Source organism: Rhodovulum bhavnagarense (assembly GCF_004343505.1).
Lineage (GTDB): Bacteria > Pseudomonadota > Alphaproteobacteria > Rhodobacterales > Rhodobacteraceae > Rhodovulum > Rhodovulum bhavnagarense.
On sequence record NZ_SLXU01000002.1, the window covers coordinates 25,566 to 42,865 of the forward strand.

The 17,300-nt window shown below is 63.5% G+C and carries 19 protein-coding genes; 10 read left to right on the forward strand and 9 right to left on the reverse strand.

Annotated features, from left to right (window positions below; translation table 11 throughout):
* Nucleotides 1-32: 32 nt before the first annotated feature.
* Together EV663_RS03750 and EV663_RS03755 are read right to left on the reverse strand one after the other, a co-directional pair.
* Nucleotides 33-719 (reverse strand): P-loop NTPase family protein, encoded by a 687-nt coding sequence (locus EV663_RS03750; RefSeq protein ID WP_132950454.1) that lies wholly within the window; start codon nt 717-719, stop codon nt 33-35.
* Between the two features lies 1 nt (nt 720).
* On the reverse strand, nt 721-1,821 hold the full coding sequence (locus tag EV663_RS03755; RefSeq protein WP_132950455.1) for an AI-2E family transporter: 1,101 nt from the start codon (nt 1,819-1,821) through the stop codon (nt 721-723).
* 130 nt (nt 1,822-1,951) lie between these two features.
* Between EV663_RS03755 and proS the strand changes: the two genes are divergently transcribed.
* The 4 genes from proS (at nt 1,952) to EV663_RS03775 (ending at nt 5,858) form a co-directional block, all read left to right on the forward strand.
* A complete protein-coding gene (gene proS / locus EV663_RS03760) occupies nt 1,952-3,343 on the forward strand; it encodes a proline--tRNA ligase (RefSeq protein ID WP_132950684.1) in 1,392 nt (463 codons plus the stop codon).
* Nucleotides 3,344-3,406: 63 nt separating this feature from the next.
* A complete protein-coding gene (locus EV663_RS03765) occupies nt 3,407-3,802 on the forward strand; it encodes a VOC family protein (RefSeq protein ID WP_132950456.1) in 396 nt (131 codons plus the stop codon).
* 93 nt (nt 3,803-3,895) lie between these two features.
* The gene (locus tag EV663_RS03770; protein WP_165910121.1) at nt 3,896-5,188 is read left to right on the forward strand and encodes a lipoprotein-releasing ABC transporter permease subunit; all 1,293 of its coding nucleotides are present in this window, start codon (nt 3,896-3,898) and stop codon (nt 5,186-5,188) included.
* Nucleotides 5,181-5,858 carry an ABC transporter ATP-binding protein gene (locus tag EV663_RS03775; RefSeq protein WP_132950458.1) on the forward strand — a complete coding sequence of 226 codons (678 nt, stop codon included), beginning with the start codon at nt 5,181-5,183 and terminating at the stop codon, nt 5,856-5,858. Before EV663_RS03770 ends, EV663_RS03775 begins: the two co-directional genes overlap by 8 nt.
* Before the next feature lie 33 nt (nt 5,859-5,891).
* On the opposite strand, the gene EV663_RS03780 is transcribed toward EV663_RS03775, so the two are convergent.
* From EV663_RS03780 to parE, 4 genes are all read right to left on the reverse strand, one after another.
* Complete coding sequence (locus tag EV663_RS03780; RefSeq protein WP_132950459.1) at nt 5,892-6,848, reverse strand: phosphotransferase; 957 nt, start codon at nt 6,846-6,848, stop codon at nt 5,892-5,894.
* Nucleotides 6,849-6,895: 47 nt separating this feature from the next.
* Nucleotides 6,896-7,618 carry a DUF5765 domain-containing protein gene (locus EV663_RS03785; protein WP_132950460.1) on the reverse strand — a complete coding sequence of 241 codons (723 nt, stop codon included), beginning with the start codon at nt 7,616-7,618 and terminating at the stop codon, nt 6,896-6,898.
* A gap of 293 nt (nt 7,619-7,911) precedes the next feature.
* The gene (locus tag EV663_RS03790) at nt 7,912-8,469 is read right to left on the reverse strand and encodes a hypothetical protein (protein ID WP_132950461.1); all 558 of its coding nucleotides are present in this window, start codon (nt 8,467-8,469) and stop codon (nt 7,912-7,914) included.
* 12 nt (nt 8,470-8,481) lie between these two features.
* Nucleotides 8,482-10,446 carry a DNA topoisomerase IV subunit B gene (parE, locus tag EV663_RS03795; protein ID WP_132950462.1) on the reverse strand — a complete coding sequence of 655 codons (1,965 nt, stop codon included), beginning with the start codon at nt 10,444-10,446 and terminating at the stop codon, nt 8,482-8,484.
* A 200-nt stretch (nt 10,447-10,646) separates the two neighbouring features.
* On the opposite strand from parE, the gene ppk2 reads away from it, so the two are divergent.
* The 3 genes from ppk2 to EV663_RS03810 all read left to right on the forward strand — a co-directional run bounded on the left by ppk2 (nt 10,647) and on the right by EV663_RS03810 (nt 13,679).
* Complete coding sequence (gene ppk2, locus EV663_RS03800) at nt 10,647-11,591, forward strand: polyphosphate kinase 2 (RefSeq protein WP_132950463.1); 945 nt, start codon at nt 10,647-10,649, stop codon at nt 11,589-11,591.
* 98 nt (nt 11,592-11,689) lie between these two features.
* Nucleotides 11,690-13,072, forward strand: a complete 1,383-nt coding sequence (locus tag EV663_RS03805) for an MATE family efflux transporter (protein ID WP_132950464.1) — start codon at nt 11,690-11,692, stop codon at nt 13,070-13,072.
* Nucleotides 13,073-13,109: 37 nt separating this feature from the next.
* Entirely contained in the window at nt 13,110-13,679 is a 570-nt protein-coding gene (locus tag EV663_RS03810; RefSeq protein ID WP_132950465.1) for a hypothetical protein, read from the forward strand.
* Here EV663_RS03810 and EV663_RS03815 read toward each other — a convergent pair.
* Together EV663_RS03815 and EV663_RS03820 are read right to left on the reverse strand one after the other, a co-directional pair.
* A complete protein-coding gene (locus EV663_RS03815; RefSeq protein WP_132950466.1) occupies nt 13,676-14,107 on the reverse strand; it encodes a hypothetical protein in 432 nt (143 codons plus the stop codon). The genes EV663_RS03810 and EV663_RS03815 overlap by 4 nt on opposite strands.
* A 14-nt stretch (nt 14,108-14,121) precedes the next feature.
* Nucleotides 14,122-15,324 (reverse strand): pyridoxal phosphate-dependent aminotransferase, encoded by a 1,203-nt coding sequence (locus EV663_RS03820; RefSeq protein WP_132950467.1) that lies wholly within the window; start codon nt 15,322-15,324, stop codon nt 14,122-14,124.
* Between the two features lie 88 nt (nt 15,325-15,412).
* Between EV663_RS03820 and EV663_RS03825 the strand changes: the two genes are divergently transcribed.
* The 3 genes from EV663_RS03825 to EV663_RS03835 all read left to right on the forward strand — a co-directional run bounded on the left by EV663_RS03825 (nt 15,413) and on the right by EV663_RS03835 (nt 16,664).
* Nucleotides 15,413-15,817 carry a helix-turn-helix domain-containing protein gene (locus EV663_RS03825; RefSeq protein ID WP_132950468.1) on the forward strand — a complete coding sequence of 135 codons (405 nt, stop codon included), beginning with the start codon at nt 15,413-15,415 and terminating at the stop codon, nt 15,815-15,817.
* Between the two features lie 2 nt (nt 15,818-15,819).
* Nucleotides 15,820-16,083, forward strand: a complete 264-nt coding sequence (locus tag EV663_RS03830; RefSeq protein ID WP_132950469.1) for an FAD assembly factor SdhE — start codon at nt 15,820-15,822, stop codon at nt 16,081-16,083.
* A gap of 83 nt (nt 16,084-16,166) precedes the next feature.
* On the forward strand, nt 16,167-16,664 hold the full coding sequence (locus EV663_RS03835; RefSeq protein WP_132950470.1) for a MarR family winged helix-turn-helix transcriptional regulator: 498 nt from the start codon (nt 16,167-16,169) through the stop codon (nt 16,662-16,664).
* A gap of 77 nt (nt 16,665-16,741) precedes the next feature.
* On the opposite strand, the gene EV663_RS03840 is transcribed toward EV663_RS03835, so the two are convergent.
* Nucleotides 16,742-17,170 carry a VOC family protein gene (locus EV663_RS03840; RefSeq protein ID WP_132950471.1) on the reverse strand — a complete coding sequence of 143 codons (429 nt, stop codon included), beginning with the start codon at nt 17,168-17,170 and terminating at the stop codon, nt 16,742-16,744.
* Nucleotides 17,171-17,300 lie beyond the last annotated feature (130 nt).

Genomic DNA, 17,300 nt, shown 5'->3' on the forward strand with positions numbered 1-17,300 from the left:
GCTTTTCTTTGTCCTAAGGATGATTGAAATAGTTATCGGTCTGCCAGGGGGGCTTTGTCCAGAATCTCGCGCGCCAGTTTCACCCCCGGTTTGCGCCCGGTGGCCAGCGCTTCGTGGTCGATCATGGCAACGATCCGTTGCGCGGCGGAAAACGATCTTTCCATCCGTTCCACCAGGTAGGGGATAAGCGCGGGCGGCACCGCAAGCTGACGGTCGGCAAAGAGCTTGACCAGCACCGCCGAAAGCAGCGTGTCGTCGGGCGGGGCAAGCTGGGCAAGCGCCGTGCCCTGAATCCGGCTGGCCAGATCGGGCAGGATCAGCGGCCAGCCCGCAGCCGGGATTCGCGCGGTCATCAAGAACGCGCCGCCTTCGGCTAGGGTCAGATTGTGGAGGTGAAACAGGGCTTCTTCCAGTGCCCGCACCCCGGCAACGCGGTCGGCCCCGTCGACCGCGATGGCCCCGGTTGCGGCCAGTGCGGGCAGTTCGGCCCCGGCCAGCGCCTGTGCCTCGATCACCGCCGCGCCGGCCTGCTCTGCCCAGACATGGGCGAGATGCGTCTTGCCCGCGCCCTCTGGCCCGATCAGCAACAGCTTGCCCTGCGGCCAGTCGCGCCAGTCATCGATCTGCGCCACGCCAAGCGCATTCGTCGGCGAAACGAAGAAGTCGGATCGCCCCCGCGCGGGACGCCCGGGCAGATCAAGGGTCAGTTGATGCGCCATGTCAGGCGTCGTCCCCCCCGCGGTTCCTGCTGTCCAGGTCGACGTGGTGCCATGTCAGGCCCTTGTAAAGACGACTGTCGAGATATTGCTGGATGGCAAAACGCGCCAGCACACCCAGTGCTGCGGCCACCGGAACCGCCACCAGCAAGCCTACGAAACCGAAAACCGCGCCGAAGGCCGACAGCGCGAAGATCACCCAGACCGGGTGTAGTCCTACCGACGAGCCGACCAGCTTGGGCGTCAGCACGTTGCCCTCCAGGATCTGGCCGCCAATGTAGATAACCGCCACCAGTGCGATCATCGGCCATGCACCCCAGAACTGAAAGATCGCCAGCCCGATGGCAAAGACCCCGCCAAGAATGGAACTCACGAAGGGAATGAAGGCCAGCAGCCCCGACAAGAGCCCCACAACCAGACCGAATTGCAGCCCCACCGCCATCAGGGTAGTGCCATAGAACACCGCCATGATCAGGCAGACCGTCCCCTGGCCGCGCACGAACGAGGACAGCGCCCGGTCGATGCTTTGGGCCAGGCTGCGGATCGTGGGCGCGTGGTCGCGCGGCAGCATCTCGTCCATATGCGCAACGATCTGGTCCCAGTCGAGCAGCAGGTAAAAGGTCACGACCGGCACGATGAACAACAGCAACAGCACGCTGATCACGCCCATCGCCGAACTCAGAACCCGGTTCAGCAACTCGCCGCCGCGCGCCTGCACTGCCTCGCCAATACCTTGCAGTGATCTGGACATCGAGGAATCGGTGTCCATCAGCGCAGGGAACTGCCCGGTAAGCCAAGTCTGAAGCTGGGTAAACATCGCCGGGGTGCTGCGCACCAGTTGCGTGGCCTGTTCGATCAACATCGGCGCGATCAGCAGCACGCAGGCCGCCGTGACCAGAACCAGCGACAGCATGATGACGATGACGGCCACGATCCGGCTGGCCCCCAGTCGTTCGAGGCGGTCGGCGACGGGGTCAAGGAAATAGGCGATTGCCGCGCCAAGCAGGAATGGCGTGATGACATCGCCCAGCAACCATAACACGACAAAAAACACCGCGATGGCGGCGCCCCAATAGGTAAGCTGTTCCCGGACGGGCAAGGCCATGGCGGCCCCCTTTTTGCTGCGATGTCTTGTCTTCGCCCAGCCGTGCGCGCGGCGCAAGCCCGCCGCTTGTCTGGCCGTGCGCGATGGCATAGACGGGGCGCAATGTCCACCGTTGAGGCACGACCCCGATATGCGCCTGTCCCGCTATTTCCTGCCCGTTCTCAAAGAGACCCCCGCCGAGGCCCAGATCGCCAGCCACCGCCTGATGCTGCGCGCCGGCATGATCAAGCAGGCTGCTGCCGGCATCTATTCCTGGCTGCCGATGGGCTTCAAGGTATTGAAAAAAATCGAGGCCATCGTCCACGAGGAACAGGTGCGCGCGGGCCATATCCCGATGCTGATGCCGACGCTGCAATCGGCCGATCTTTGGCGCGAGTCGGGGCGCTATGACGATTACGGCGAGGAAATGCTGCGCATCACCGATCGCCACGGTCGAGACATGCTTTATGGTCCCACCAACGAAGAGTTGATCACGGATATCTTCCGCGCCCATGTCGGCAGCTACAAGGATCTGCCGCTGACGCTCTATCACATCCAGTGGAAGTTCCGCGACGAGATCCGCCCGCGTTTCGGCGTGATGCGGGGGCGCGAGTTCTACATGAAGGACGGCTACAACTTCGACATCGACTATGACAGCGCCATCCACGCCTATAACCGGCACATGGTCAGCTACCTGCGCACCTACGAACGCATGGGGCTGAAGGCGATCCCGATGCGCGCCGATAGCGGGCCGATCGGCGGCGAGGACACCCATGAATTCCTCGTGCTGGCCGATACCGGCGAGTCCGAAGTGTTTTACGACAGCGCGATTCTCGATCTGACCCTGGGCGAGCGCGTGGTGAACTATGACGACCGTGCCGAATGCGCCGGGATCGTGCGCGAGTGGACCACACCCTATGCCCGCACTGACGAGACCCATGACGAGGCGGTCTTTGCCCATGTCCCCGAGGTGCGGCGCAAATCCTCGCGTGCAATCGAAGTTGGCCAGATTTTCTATTTCGGAACAAAGTATTCCGAGCCGATGGGCGCGGTCGTGACCAACGACAAGGGCGAGCGTTTGCCCGTCCACATGGGCAGCCACGGCATCGGCGTCTCGCGCCTGGTCGGCGCGATCATCGAGGCCAGCCATGATGAAAACGGCATCATCTGGCCCGAGGGCGTGACGCCCTTCCATTGCGGGATCGTGAACCTGAAACAGGGCGATGCCGAGGCCGACGGTGCTTGCGCCGGACTCTACAAGGCGCTGGTCGAAAAGGGGCTGGAACCCCTTTACGACGACCGCGAGGAACGCGCGGGCGCGAAATTCGCCACGATGGACCTGATCGGTCTGCCCTGGCGGATCACCGTGGGCCCGCGCGGCCTGAAAAACGGGGTTGTGGAGTTGACCTGCCGCCGCACCGGCGACAGCGAGGAAATGAGCCCCGAGGCCGCGGTGGCGAAGATTGCCGAGATCTATGCCCCCCACCACACCGCCGCCCATTGGGAGCCGATGGCGAAATCGAGCTTCCACACCTGGCTTTAAGGGGGGGGGCGATTTTTCTACGAAAAATCGTGCGCCGCTCTGGCGCAGGAAAGGAAATGAGGTATGGCAAAGGCCGTTCACAGCATGATCCGTGTTCTGGACGAGGCGCGCTCGGTCGATTTCTACCGCCGCGCCTTCGGGCTGGAGGTCGCCGACCGGCTGGATTTCCCCGATTTCACGCTGATCTATCTCGGCAATCCCGAAACCGCCTTCGAGGTCGAGCTGACCGTGAACAAGGGGCGTACGGCGCCCTACGACCTGGGCGACGGCTATGGCCACCTTGCGGTGACGGTCGACGACCTGGCGGCCGAACATGCCCGTTTCGAGGCCGAGGGCCTGGCGCCGCGCAAGATCGTGGATTTCGCCCCGGCAGGGCAGCGGGTGGCGCGGTTCTTCTTCGTGGCCGATCCCGACGGCTACCAGATCGAAGTGATCGAGCGCGGCGGCCGGTTCGGCTGAACCGCCGGGCACCGGAACCTGTGCGGATGGCGTTGCGGCTTGACCCGGCGGGCCTATCCGCCCAGTCTCCGCCGCGAAACGATCCGACAGGATATGCCCTTGGTCAACCGCACAGCCCCCTTCGCCCGCTATGAATGGATGATCGCCTGGCGCTATCTGCGTGCCCGGCGCGCTGATGGGGGTGTCAGCGTGATGACCTGGATTTCGCTGGTCGGGATCACGCTGGCGGTTTTCGCGCTGATTGCCACGCTTGCGGTGCGCGCGGGTTTTCGCGCGGAATTCGTCGATACGATTCTCGGCGCGAATGCTCATGTGACGGTCTATTCCACCGTTTACGTGACACCGGATGGCCAAAGCACCCGCGCGATCACCGATTACGCCGCCATGGCGGACAGGCTGCGCGCGGTGCCGGGTGTGACGCGCGTGGCGCCACTTGTGCGCGGGCAGGTCATGGCCGCAGGGCAAGGGCGCAATACCGGCATCGAGGTCTACGGCATTACCCCCGAGGACCTGGCCACGATCCCGCGCGTGGCCGATCCCGAACAGGCCTGGGGCGATATCGCGCGTTTTGCCGAAGGCATCGCCATCGGGTCCGGCGTGGCGCGTGAGTTGGGGGTCGGCGTGGGAGACCGCATCCGGCTGATCTCGCCTGACGGGGTCAAGACGCCCTTTGGCACCAGCCCGCGGGTGAACGCCTACGAGGTGGTCTATGTCTTTACCGCCGGGCGCTATGACATCGACCGCACCCGCGCCTACCTGCCTTTTGCCGAGACGCAGAGCTTTTTCAATCGCGAGGGGGTGGCGGATGAACTCGAAGTGATGGTCGAAAACCCCGACCGGGTGGAGGAGATGACGCTCGAGCTGCTGCGCGCGGCCGGCGAGCGGGCCCTGCTGTGGAGCTGGCGCGACGCCTCGGGGGCGTTCCTGCGCGCGCTCACGATCGAGGACAACGTGATGTTCATCATTCTGTCCATCCTCGTGCTGATCGCGGCGATGAACATCGTTTCGGGGCTGATCATGCTGGTGAAGAACAAGGGCCGCGACATTGGCATCCTGCGGACCATGGGGCTGACCGAGGGCGCGGTTCTGCGTGTCTTCTTCATCTGTGGAGCGTCCGTTGGCCTGATTGGCACGGGTGCGGGTGTGATCCTGGGGTGCCTGTTCGCGATCTACATCGACACGATCTTTTCGGCGGTTAACTACGTTTCGGGCGGCGGCGTGTGGGACCCGTCGATCCGGGGCATCTACGAATTGCCGGCCAAGTTGCAGGCCCACGACGTGGCCTCGGCGGTGATCCTGTCGCTGGGCCTGTCCTTTGTCGTCACGATCTTTCCCGCACGTCGCGCAGCGCGGATGAACCCGGTGGAGGCCCTGCGCTATGAGTGAGCCCGTTCTGGCGCTGGAGGGGATCGAAAAGGTCTATAACAAGGGCCTGCCCTCGGAGGTGCAGGTGCTGCGCGGTGCCTCTCTTGTCATTTCGCCCGGCGAGGTGGTCGCGCTGGTCGCCCCCTCGGGGGCGGGCAAGTCCACGTTGCTCCATATAGCGGGGCTATTGGATATGGCTGATGGGGGCCGGGTGCGCATTGGCGGGCAGGATATGACCGGCGCCTCGGACCGCAGGCGCACCATGGCACGGCGGGCAGATATCGGGTTCATCTACCAGTTTCACCACCTCTTGCCGGAATTCACGGCGCTGGAAAATATCGTGTTGCCGCAACTGGCGGCGGGCGTGCGTCCGGCCGCGGCCGAGACGCGGGCCCGCGCCTTGCTCGATAGCGTCGGGATTGCGCCGCGCGCCGATCACCGGCCTGCCGCGCTGTCGGGTGGCGAACAGCAGCGTGTGGCCTTTTGCCGGGCGCTCGCCAATGCGCCCCGGCTTTTGCTGGCGGATGAGCCGACCGGAAATCTTGACCCGTTAACCTCGGACACGGTTTTTGCCGCGCTGATGGGGCTTGTGCGGGGCACCGGGCTGGCCGCGTTGATCGCCACCCATAACCTGGAACTTGCCGCGCGTATGGACCGGGTTGTGCACCTGGATGCGGGGCGGCTGGTCTGAGTTTGCATCGGCTTTTCCGCAGCCTCCGCCCGATCACAAGATCACGGTAAGCCCGCTGTCCAGGTAGGCGACGATCGCGCGGCGCAGGTTTTCCGCCTTTTCGGCGCCGCGGTCGATGGTGGCGAACTTGTCTGCCAGTTCGACGCCGATGAAAAAGGGCAAGAGTTGTCCGCGGTCGACCGGGGTCAACAGTGTCAGCGGCGCGGTCAGCGCCTGAAGGTCAAGCCTGGACATGCCGAAAAGGCGCGGACCGTATGTCCGGGGGTGGTTGGTTTCCAGATAGACCAGGAACCGGGCCACGTCCTTGACCAGTGGTAGCCAATGATCGTTCTGGATGTCGATGCCATAAAGCGCGGCCTCGGTCACGATCAGGTTGGCCGGAGCAAAATCGCCATGGCACCGGGCCTGGGTGATTTCCTGACCGACAAGCGCCGGTAGCCGTGCGGCCAGCCGGTTTGCCAGGGCCTGCGCCAACTCGCCGTCGGTGCCGCCCTGCACGCGCGACAGCGCCTGGGTGCGCACGCGCACCCAGTAACGCCCGCCAAATTCCGCGGGGCGGGTGGCCGCGGCGACGAGATGGGCCAGCCATTGCCCGGCCCCCCCGATCAGCGCATCGCGATCATGGGGCGCGCAGGCGGCCAGCATGGTGTCCATCGGCACGCCGTCGATCCGTCCGGTGACAGTGATACCTTCGCCGGGCCATGCGTCGATCAGCGGCGCCACGCGATAACGCCCCCGAGCCATGAAGGCGCTCAGGCGCTCGAGCTCGCGCTTTTGGGCACGGGCCTGGTCGGTGCGCTTGTCGCCGCCAAAAAGTTTCAGGATCGCGGGCTGGTTGTCATAGCGTCCGTCGAACACTGTTGCGTTCGGGCCTGAGGTCAGCACGCTTTTGACCTCGAACCGGGCGATTGCCTTTCGGCGCGACTGGATTTCTCGCAACGTTTCCGCCGCATCGAGAAATTGTTCCAGCTCTGTGAGTTCTCGTGCCATGGCCAAAGTCTCGGCTTGCCGCGCGAGGCGGTCAAGCGGTTGTTGTGTCAACCCGCATGTGCCCGCCGCCTGTGCCCGCCCAGCGGGCGGCGGATCGCCGGGCTGAGCCCCACCAGCAGCAGCGCGATGGAGAACAGGCACCAGATCGCGGGCATCTCGTTGGGGTTGTCGGTCAGCAGGTTCGCCAGCACCGGGCCAAAGGCCGCGTGAAACAGCACGAAGCGCCACGCGCCATAGGCCAGAGGCACCAGGAAGGCCGCGATCAGGTAGCTGGGAAATTGCAGCGCGCGGTCCCAGACATGGGGCACCCAGCCGGTGAGGCCGTTCAGCGGCACCTCCCATCCCAGGTGCCAGTTGCCCGAGACCGTGCATAGCCGCGTGCCACACAGGACCGAGCCGGGGCGGCATGTTCCCAGGGCGTCCAGCGGGATCAGTTGTGCCACCATGACGGCCGAGGCCGCGGCGCAAACCGCCCAGACCGCGCGGCGGGTGGCGGCGGGTACCTCGCGCGCGAGGATCGCCATGCAGAACGCGTTGATGAAGAAGGGCTGGAAAGCGATGTGCAGGTAGGACAGCAGCGTGATCGACCTGTTCGCCGGGTTGGCGCAATCGTCGATCACGGCGTAACCGGCGGCCTGCAGCGCCTCCATCAGGGTGAAATAGCCCAGCGTCACCCAGACACCGCGCGGATCGCCCCGCCGCGCGGTGACGATGGTCGCGGCGGCGCCAAGCCCCACCATGCCGATCGAGACCTCGGCCGTCCAGCACATGCGCGTCTCCTTTCCCTTGCGGGCGAGTGTGCGGGGGGACGGGGGCGGTTGGCAAGGGGGAAGGGAGTGCAGGGGGTAACCCACCGGTGGCGGGGGTGCCTGCCCTGCGGTTGCTATGCTTCCTCGGCCGTGGCCGGGGTGGCGAGGGTCAGGGCAAGGGCAAGCGGGCGCAGCATGGGGGCTCCGTCGGGTCGGTGTCCCTCAGGAGGTAGGGCGCAGATGGGGGGAGGGTAGGGGGAGTGACAACCCACCATTGGCCGGGTGATTGGCAGGGTGGTGGGTTGGCACCCACCCTACAGTCTCTGGCCGTTCTGGCTCTCAATTCCGATACAGTCACGAAGGGCATTCATTGTGCGGTCATATTTCTCAAAGACCTCGCGCCTATTCGGAAGATCGACGTCCGTAAAAAGCCTATTGTAGCCCTCTTCCCATTCGTAGTTCGCGTGTTTTGTGCGGTCGCCCCAAGAGTTCGCCACCTCGCTCTTAATGAGAGCGTCTTTCCCATGGCCAGTATACGTTTGGAAGATTGTATGAATGAAGTCACCGTATAGAATATAGAATTCATCACTTAAAAGATGTTTATAGATATTTACGGTCTTGTCGAGGCTGCGCTTTGCCTCAAGCATTTGCTTCGGAGAGATTTCTTTCCAGTAACCAACCCAAGTGCAAAAGCAGAGCATTAGGTTGAGATCGGGAGCAATCTGATCGTAGAGTTCCAGCCGCTTTTCAACGATTTTTCGGCTCTGCCATTGAGCGTTATCGATGCTCTTAAGTCGTTGATTAAGAAAATAGCCTACGAAAGCCACTGTGATGGGTGTAACTAGGGAGATAACAATCTTGATTATTTCCATTCGAGATGTCTCCTAAACATCCACCTCCTCCACAAACCTCGCATTCTCCTGGATATACTGGAACCGCAATTCAGGTTTCTTGCCCATCAGCCGTTCCACCAGGTCGGCGGTTTCGCCCGGTTCGTCCTCGTCGATCGACACCCGGATCAGCTTGCGGCTGGCCGGGTCCATCGTGGTTTCCTTCAGGTCCTTGGCGTCCATCTCGCCCAGGCCCTTGAACCGCGACACGTCGATCTTGCCCTTGCCGCCCAGCCCCTTGGCCAGCCACATCTCTTTCTCGGCCTCGTCCAGCGCGTAGACCCGTTTCGCCCCCTGCGTCAGGCGGAACAGCGGCGGACAGGCGAGGTACAGGTGGCCGTGGTCGATCAGCGGGCGCATCTGGGTAAAGAAAAAGGTCATCAACAGCGATGCGATATGCGCGCCGTCCACGTCGGCATCGGTCATGATGATGACCTTTTCATAGCGCAGGTCTTCGATGTTGAATTTCGTTCCCATGCCGGTGCCCAGTGCCTGGGTCAGGTCGCTGATTTCCGCGTTGCTGCCCAGTTTCGACGAGGCCGCCCCCAGCACGTTCAGGATCTTGCCGCGCAGGGGCAAAAGGGCCTGGGTTTTCCGGTCGCGCGCCATCTTGGCCGATCCGCCCGCGCTGTCGCCCTCGACGATGAACAGTTCCGTTCCCTCGCGGGTGCTGGCCGAACAATCCACCAGCTTGCCCGGCAGGCGCAGCCGCTTGGTGGCGGATTTGCGCGCGGTTTCCTTTTCGGCGCGGCGGCGCAGCCGTTCCTCGGCCCTCAGCACCAGGAAATCCAGGATCGCGCCAGCCGATTTCGGATCGGCGGCAAGCCAGTGGTCGAAATGGTCGCGCACCGCGCCCTCGACCAGGCGGGCGGCCTCGGTCGTGGCAAGCCTATCCTTGGTCTGGCCGACGAATTCGGGTTCGCGGATAAAGGTCGAGACCAGCGCGCAAGCCCCGCCCATCAGGTCGTCGCGGCTGATCTGCGCGGCCTTGCGGTTATTGGCTAACTCGCCATAGGCGCGGATGCCCTTGAGGATCGCGGCCCAAAATCCGGCCTCGTGCGTGCCGCCCTCGGGCGTGGGAACGGTGTTGCAGTAGGAATTGATGAAACCGTCACGCGCGGGTGTCCAGTTCACCGCCCATTCAACGCTGCCGGGCTGGCCGAATTTTTCCTCGAAACTGACCTTCCCGGCAAAGGGGCGGTCTGAATAGGTGGCCGCCGCGCCCAAGGTCTCGGCCAGGTAATCGGCAAGCCCGCCGGGAAAGTGAAACGTTGCCTCTTGCGGGGTGTCGCCATCCTCGATCGCCGATTTCCAGCGGATCTCGACGCCCGAGAACAGGTAGGCCTTTGAACGGACCATCTTGAACAGCCGCGCGGGCTTGAACCTGTGGCTGCCAAAGATCGTTTCATCGGCGTGAAAGGTAACGGTGGTGCCGCGCCGGTTCGACGTGCTGCCCAGTTTCTGCAAACCGCCCTGGGGGATGCCGCGGGAAAATTCCTGGGCGAACAGCTCGCGGTTGCGCGCCACCTCGACCCGCAGGCGATCGGACAGCGCGTTGACCACGCTGACACCCACGCCGTGCAGGCCCCCCGAGGTCTGATACGCCTTGCCCGAGAACTTGCCGCCCGCGTGCAGGGTACACAAGATCACCTCAAGCGCGGACTTGTCGGGGAATTTCGGATGGGGATCAACCGGGATGCCGCGCCCGTTATCGCGGATCGTGACCGAATGATCGGTATGCAATTCGACCTCGATGCGGTTGGCATGTCCTGCCACCGCCTCGTCCATCGAGTTGTCCAGCACCTCGGCCACGAGGTGATGCAGCGCGCGTTCGTCGGTGCCGCCGATATACATGCCGGGGCGCTTGCGGACGGGTTCCAGCCCCTCCAGCACCTCGATGGAAGAGGCGTCGTAGGTATCACCGGCTGTGGCGCCAGAGAGAAGATCGTCGGCGGGCATGGCTGCTCGTATCCAGAGGGTTGGTTGCCGCATTAGAGCAGGTTTTGGGGGGCGCCTGCAATGGGCCGCTAGCTGTTGAGACGGTCGCCTTCGGGCTTGTTTGGCGGAACCGGCGGTTTTTTGACCGTTTCTTGACATCCCTCAAGGCGGTCCCGGGATCAGATGTTTAGAATTGTTCAAAATGATAAAAGGAGTCCCGCATGACAGAGATCCAATCCGCGGCGCCCGTCGCCGCGCCCGGCCCTGTTTCCCCCGGCCGAGCGGGCAAGGCCGACGCCTCCCCCGCGCGGATAGCTCATGCATTTGAATCTGGCGAATACCCCTATGATACAAGGATGTCGCGTCGCAGTTACGAGACGCAAAAAGCCAGGTTGCAGGCGGAGCTTTTGAAGGTTCAGCTTTGGGCGCAGGAGACCGAGCAGAAATTCGTGATCCTGTTCGAGGGGCGGGACGCCGCGGGCAAGGGGGGCACGATCAAGCGCTTTACCGAGCATCTGAATCCCCGCTCAGCCCGCGTCGTAGCCCTGAACAAGCCCACGTGGGAAGAACGGGGCCAGTGGTTTTTCCAGCGTTATATCAGAGAGTTGCCAACCTCGGGCGAAATGGTTTTCTATGACCGCTCTTGGTATAACCGCGCCGGCGTGGAACGCGTCATGGGGTTTTGCACGCCCAATGAGTACCTCGAATTCATGCGCCAGACACCCGAGCTTGAGAGGATGCTCGTCCGTTCCGGCATCCGGCTATACAAATACTGGTTCTCGGTCACGCAAGAAGAACAGCGCCGCCGCTTTACCGCGCGCGAGACCGATCCGTTGAAGCGTTGGAAGCTGTCGCCGATCGACAAGGCCAGCCTCGACAAGTGGGACGATTACACCGAGGCAAAAGAGGCGATGTTCTTTTACACCGACACCGCCGATGCGCCCTGGGCGATCATCAAGTCCGACGACAAGAAACGTGCGCGCCTCAACTGCATGCGGCATTTCCTGCATTCCCTGGATTACCCCGGCAAGGACACCCGGATTGCCTGTGCGCCGGACCCCCTGATCGTGGGGCAGGCCGAACATGTGATCCACAAGGCCGATCACATCCTGGGAACCTCGCTGCATCCCGACTTGCGCAAGGGTCGCGAAGACCCGGCGGCCTGAACCCTCTTGCGCTTCCGCCAGGCGGCCTCCAGGTCGCGTGGCGGGAGGGCGGATCACGCGCCCTTGCCGCGGACTGCGCGCTGGCCTAGGCCGTTGCCATGACAGTGCCTGTTTCCCAGCCGGCTCTTGCCGCCCATTTGCGCGCCACCGCGCGCCTTGGCCTGCCGCTGATCGGCAGCCACCTGGCGCAATTCGCGATTTCGCTGACCGATGCGCTGATGCTGGGATGGTATGACATCGATGCGCTGGCGGCCGAGGTCTTGGGGGGGGCGCTGTTTTTCGTCCTGTTCCTCGTGGGGTCGGGATTTGCCTGGGCGGTGATGCCGATGGTGGCGACGGCGGCCGGCGCGGGCGACGAGGTTCAGGTGCGCCGCGTCACGCGGATGGGTTTGTGGATTTCAACCGGGTTCGGGCTTATGTGCCTGCCGCTTTTCGTGGTGGCGGAATGGCTGTTCCTGCGGCTGGGCCAGGCGCCCGAGATGGCCGCGATCGCGCAGGTTTACCTGACCATTGCCGGACCGGCCTTGGTGCCCGCGCTATTGGTGATGGTGCTGAAAAGCTATCTCGCCGCACTGGAGCGCACGCGCGTCGTGCTGGGGGTGACGCTGGCGGCGGTTGCCCTCAACGCGCTTGGGAACTATGCGCTGATCTTTGGCAACTGGGGCCTGCCGGAACTGGGCGTGCGCGGCGCGGCACTGGCATCGGTCCTGGTCAATCTAGCCTCGATGATGGCGCTGGTGGCCTATGCCGCGCGGGCGGTGCCAGCGCATACGCTGTTTCACAGGCTCTGGCGCCCCGACTGGGAAGCCTTTGCCAGGGTCTTTCGCCTGGGCTGGCCGATCGGCCTGACCAATCTTGCCGAGGTGGGATTGTTTGCCGCCTCTTCCGTGATGATGGGGTGGCTGGGGACGCTGGCGCTGGCCGCCCACGGGATCGCGTTGCAGATCACTTCCGCCGTGTTCATGGTGCATCTTGGGCTGTCGAACGCGGCAACCATCCGGGCGGGGCGCGCGATGGGACAGGCGGATCGGGTGGGATTGCGCCGTGGCGCGGTGGCGGCATTGATCCTGTCGGGTTTGACGGTGGCCGTGTCGATCGTGGTCTTCCTTGCATTTCCAGAGCCGCTGATCGGGCTGTTCCTAAGCCCGGACGATCAGGATCGTGCGGCTGTGGTTGCGATGGGCGTCGGACTTTTGGCGGCGGCCGCGCTGTTTCAGATGGTGGACGCGGCACAGGTGATGGCACTAGGTCTTTTGCGCGGGGTGCAGGACACGCGGGTGCCGATGATCATGGCGGCCGTCAGCTATTGGCTTGTGGGCATGCCGGTCGCCTATTTGCTGGGCTTTGGCCTGGGTTGGGGCGGGGTCGGTATCTGGCTTGGGCTTGCGGCGGGGCTGGCATTGGCGGGTGTCCTGATGATGTATCGGTTCTGGGCGGTGCATGGGCGCCGCACGCTCGACAATCGGCCTGCAAGCCGGTAGCACCGGGATCACAACAATTTTCCACACGAACACGCCCATGATCGGATTCCTGCGCGCACTGGCCCTGGTTGCCACTATCGCCCTCGCGGCTTGTGCCACCGCGCCCGAGATGTCCGGGCACGCAGCTGTGGACAGCCTTTCCGCCGCGATCCGCGCGCTCGGTCCCGAGGTCGATGCCGGCGAGGCCGAGCGTGCCGCCGCGGTCGCTTATTCCGAGACGGCCGCCTTGGCGCGGTCTTACCAGATCACCGACCCGCCGCTGGTTCACAACATGAAAGTCAATATGGGGCTGCGGCCAAGGGGACTTTGCTGGCACTGGGCCGAAGACATGGAAAGGCGGCTGAAACAGGAGGGGTTCGAGACCCTTGAGGTGCGCCGCGCCATAGCCAACGCAGACAACCCGTTCCGTATCGACCATAGCACCGCGATCCTGACGCGGCGGGGCGACCCGTTTGACCGGGGCATCGTTCTGGACCCGTGGCGCCAGGGCGGGGTGTTGTTCTGGGCGCCGGTTGGCGAGGATGACCGCTATCACTGGCGCGCGCGTGAGGCCGTTATTGCAGAAAAGCGTGACAGGCTCGTGGCGCGCGGCTCGGCGCTGCCCTAATCCTCTTGTCGATCCTCGGAATGGTCCTGGGCGCGCAGGATGCGCTCGGCCTTCTTGCGGACCAGGGTGCTGCGCAGATCGTGCATAGCAAGCAATAGCGCGTCGGTGACCACGTCCAGATCGTGATCCGATGCCCGGCTTTGCACCCATTGGGTGGTCAGGTTCAAGTGATCGACTGCGCGCAGGATATCGTCGATCTCGCGTTCGGCAAGAACCGCGCGGCGGTCGGCGATCCATCCCTCGATCACCGCGCGGTCCTCATCCGACAGGACATGGTCGCCATGCGACTTGGTCTCGCCGTTACGGATATTGACCGTGGCGATCTGGTTCATGTCGATCCGGCGTTGCCGGTTCTCGGTGTCTATGCGAAAGACCAGCGCCCCGTTTTCGCGCACGCGGAAATAGTAATCGGGCAGGTCGCTGGACATGTCGCGGGCTCGACTCAGGTCAGGGTTGCGCAGAACTCCTGGATGCGGGTGCAGGCCTCGCGCAGGTTCTCGTCAGAGGTCGCATAGCTGACACGGAAGGCCGGCGACAGGCCGAAAGCCGCACCGAACACCACGGCCACGCCTTTTTCTTCCAGCAAGGCGGTGGCAAAGGCTTCGTCATTCTCGATCTTCGTCCCGCCTGCCGAGGTCTTGCCGATACAGCCCGCGATCGAGGGATAGACGTAGAACGCGCCCTCGGGTACCGGGCAGGTGATGCCGGGGGCGGCGTTCAGCATGTCCACCACCATGTCGCGGCGACGCTTGAAGACGGCGTTGTTGGCCGCGATGAAATCCTGCGGGCCGTTCAGAGCCTCGACCGCGGCCCATTGGGCGATCGAACTGGGGTTCGAGGTCGATTGCGACTGCAACGTCCCCATTGCCTTGATCAGGTGGGCGGGTCCAGCGGCATAACCGATCCGCCAGCCGGTCATCGCATAGGCCTTTGATACGCCGTTGCAGGTCAGCGTGCGATCGTAAAGGCCTGGTTCCACCTCGGCCGGTGTGGAAAAGACGAAATCGTCATAGACCAGCTTTTCATACATGTCGTCGGACATCACCCAGACATGGGGATGACGCATCAGCACGTCGGTCAGCGCCTTGACCTCGTCGCGGGTATAGCCTGCGCCGGTGGGGTTCGAGGGGGAGTTGAAGATGAACCACTTGGTCTTGGGCGTGATCGCGGCCTCCAGCGCCTGCGGCGTCAGCTTGAAGGCGGTCTCGATCCCGGCCTCGACGATCACGGGCGTGCCGCCGGCCAGCAGCACCATGTCGGGATAGCTGACCCAGTAGGGGGCGGGAATGATGACCTCGTCGCCGGGGTTCAGCGTTGCCATCAGCGCGTTGTAGAGCGTCTGCTTGCCGCCAGAGCCGACACTGATCTGGGCGGGGGTATAGGACAGGTTGTTGTCGCGCTTGAACTTGTCGCAGATCGCGGCCTTGAGCTCCGGCAGCCCGTCCACGGCGGTGTATTTCGTCTCGCCCCGGTCGATGGCGGCCTTGGCCGCGTCCTTGACGTTCTGCGGCGTGTCGAAATCGGGTTCGCCCGCGCCCAGCCCGATCACGTCCTTGCCGGCGGCCTTCAACTCGCGCGCCTTGGTCGTCACCGCGATGGTGGGCGAGGGTTTCACGCGTGCGAGTGTCGCAGACAGAAAGGACATGGTCGTCTCCGGTTTGAAACTGGGGTTTCTTTCTCATAGGGTGCGGGGGATATCCCTTGCAAGCGGCTTTGCCGTGAAAGGTGCCATGATGAACGATCAGCCCGAACCAGGATCGGATTGGTATTCCGAAGACACCGCCACCTTTGGTGACCGCGTGGCCGGCGCGCGTGAAGCGCTGGGGCTGACGCGGTCGGAACTGGCCAAGCGGATGGGGGTCAAGCTCAAGACCGTGGCGGGCTGGGAAGAGGACCTGGCCGAGCCGCGGGCCAACAAGTTGCAGATGCTGGCCGGCGTGCTGAACGTGTCGATCATGTGGCTGTTGAACGGGCAGGGTGACGGGCTGGATGGCCCCGACGAGGCCCATGTTCTGCCTGGCGATGTGCGTGCGATCCTGACCGAAATCCGGCAGGTCAAGACCGAGATGGGGCGGCTGTCAGACCGCCTGGGCGTTCTGGAAAAGAAACTGCGCCATACCTTGAAGGAGCACGGTTGAGCATGACCGAATCGGCAGAGGCACGGCGTAAACGGATGCACATCCGGGCCTGGCGGCGCGGAACCAAGGAAATGGACCTTATCCTGGGCGGTTATGCCGACGCGTATCTTGCCGGCATGGACGGCGCGGCGCTGGACGGGTTCGAGGCCCTGCTGGCACAGGACGATCACGCGCTTTATCAATGGGTGACGGGGCAGGTTGCCGCGCCCGACGAATTCGCCTCGCTCGTATCCGAACTGACCATGCGGCAGGCAGGGGGACGATAGCGCGCCTTTCTCGGGCTCCTTAACTGCTTGTTCGCGATTCGGTCCGTATTGCTTGCCTTGCACAGCGAACGGCGGAGCAAGACATGAGTATCCATTCCCCCCTTTCGGTCAAGGGCAGGGCCGGCGTCATGGACGACTACCTTGAGGTCCTGTCGCTGGTCGAACGGCTGCACCGGCTGCTTCTCGATGTCATCAAGGACGAGTTCGAGCGGCTGGGCCTGCTGGAATTGAACGCGGTTCAGGCGCTTTTGTTGTTCAATATAGGCGATAACGAGGTGACGGCGGGCGAGTTGAAAAGCCGCGGCTATTACCAGGGATCGAACGTGTCCTACAACCTCAAGAAACTTGTGGAAAAAGGCTATATGCACCACCAGCGTTGCGAGATCGACCGCCGCGCGGTGCGCGTGCGACTGACCCAGAAGGGACGAATGATCCGCGATCTGGTCAGCGCGCTGTTTGCCCGCCATGCCGAGGGGCTGGACGGGCGCGGCGTGATTGATCCGGGCGGCCTGATCGAGATTACCCACGCGCTCAAACGGATGGAACGTTACTGGTCCGACCAGATTCGCTATATCTACTAGGCGCGATGCGGGGATCTACGGGGCGCCGTGAAAGGCGCCTGTTTCGCCGCGACGCATGGCCGCTTGACCCGCCCGCCTCACCAATGGCCGGTATTGGCCATGCTGGCCCAGGGTTCGGCGGGCGCCAGCGGTTCGCCCATCTGCAACAGTTCGACCGAGATGTTGTCGGGGCTGCGCACGAAGGCCATCTTGCCATCGCGCGGTGGGCGATTGATGGTCACGCCGGCCTGCATCAGCCTGGTGCAGATCGCGTAGATATCCTCTACCGCGTAGGCGAGATGACCGAAATGACGGCTGTCAGAGGGCAGGGCCGCGTCTCCGTCCCAGTTGTAGGTCAGTTCGACCGGGCATTCCTCTTGACCCGGCGGAGCCATGAAGACCAGCGTGAAGCGGCCTTTTTCATCCTCGCGCCGGCGGACCTCTGTCAGGCCGAGAAGCGCATAGAATGCCATGGATTTCTCAAGGTCCTTCACCCGGACCATGGTGTGCAGGTAACGGATTTGCATGATGTCCTCCATTTGACGTCAGGCTAGCGCAAAAAACCTAGGGATCGAGGGATAATCAGGCCAGCCCCTTGCGTCGGTGCCATATCGCACCGAATTGCCTCAACGCATCAACATCATGTCGCGGTTTCCC

What these genes read in the sequence shown, in the direction of transcription:
- EV663_RS03750 (WP_132950454.1), bottom strand. Translation starts at nt 719, where the DNA reads ATGGCGCATCAACTGACCCTTGATCTGCCCGGGCGTCCCGCGCGGGGG.
- EV663_RS03755 (WP_132950455.1), bottom strand. Translation starts at nt 1,821, where the DNA reads ATGGCCTTGCCCGTCCGGGAACAGCTTACCTATTGGGGCGCCGCCATC.
- proS (WP_132950684.1), top strand. Translation starts at nt 1,952, where the DNA reads ATGCGCCTGTCCCGCTATTTCCTGCCCGTTCTCAAAGAGACCCCCGCC.
- EV663_RS03765 (WP_132950456.1), top strand. Translation starts at nt 3,407, where the DNA reads ATGGCAAAGGCCGTTCACAGCATGATCCGTGTTCTGGACGAGGCGCGC.
- EV663_RS03770 (WP_165910121.1), top strand. Translation starts at nt 3,896, where the DNA reads ATGCCCTTGGTCAACCGCACAGCCCCCTTCGCCCGCTATGAATGGATG.
- EV663_RS03775 (WP_132950458.1), top strand. Translation starts at nt 5,181, where the DNA reads ATGAGTGAGCCCGTTCTGGCGCTGGAGGGGATCGAAAAGGTCTATAAC.
- EV663_RS03780 (WP_132950459.1), bottom strand. Translation starts at nt 6,848, where the DNA reads ATGGCACGAGAACTCACAGAGCTGGAACAATTTCTCGATGCGGCGGAA.
- EV663_RS03785 (WP_132950460.1), bottom strand. Translation starts at nt 7,618, where the DNA reads ATGTGCTGGACGGCCGAGGTCTCGATCGGCATGGTGGGGCTTGGCGCC.
- EV663_RS03790 (WP_132950461.1), bottom strand. Translation starts at nt 8,469, where the DNA reads ATGGAAATAATCAAGATTGTTATCTCCCTAGTTACACCCATCACAGTG.
- parE (WP_132950462.1), bottom strand. Translation starts at nt 10,446, where the DNA reads ATGCCCGCCGACGATCTTCTCTCTGGCGCCACAGCCGGTGATACCTAC.
- ppk2 (WP_132950463.1), top strand. Translation starts at nt 10,647, where the DNA reads ATGACAGAGATCCAATCCGCGGCGCCCGTCGCCGCGCCCGGCCCTGTT.
- EV663_RS03805 (WP_132950464.1), top strand. Translation starts at nt 11,690, where the DNA reads ATGACAGTGCCTGTTTCCCAGCCGGCTCTTGCCGCCCATTTGCGCGCC.
- EV663_RS03810 (WP_132950465.1), top strand. Translation starts at nt 13,110, where the DNA reads ATGATCGGATTCCTGCGCGCACTGGCCCTGGTTGCCACTATCGCCCTC.
- EV663_RS03815 (WP_132950466.1), bottom strand. Translation starts at nt 14,107, where the DNA reads ATGTCCAGCGACCTGCCCGATTACTATTTCCGCGTGCGCGAAAACGGG.
- EV663_RS03820 (WP_132950467.1), bottom strand. Translation starts at nt 15,324, where the DNA reads ATGTCCTTTCTGTCTGCGACACTCGCACGCGTGAAACCCTCGCCCACC.
- EV663_RS03825 (WP_132950468.1), top strand. Translation starts at nt 15,413, where the DNA reads ATGAACGATCAGCCCGAACCAGGATCGGATTGGTATTCCGAAGACACC.
- EV663_RS03830 (WP_132950469.1), top strand. Translation starts at nt 15,820, where the DNA reads ATGACCGAATCGGCAGAGGCACGGCGTAAACGGATGCACATCCGGGCC.
- EV663_RS03835 (WP_132950470.1), top strand. Translation starts at nt 16,167, where the DNA reads ATGAGTATCCATTCCCCCCTTTCGGTCAAGGGCAGGGCCGGCGTCATG.
- EV663_RS03840 (WP_132950471.1), bottom strand. Translation starts at nt 17,170, where the DNA reads ATGCAAATCCGTTACCTGCACACCATGGTCCGGGTGAAGGACCTTGAG.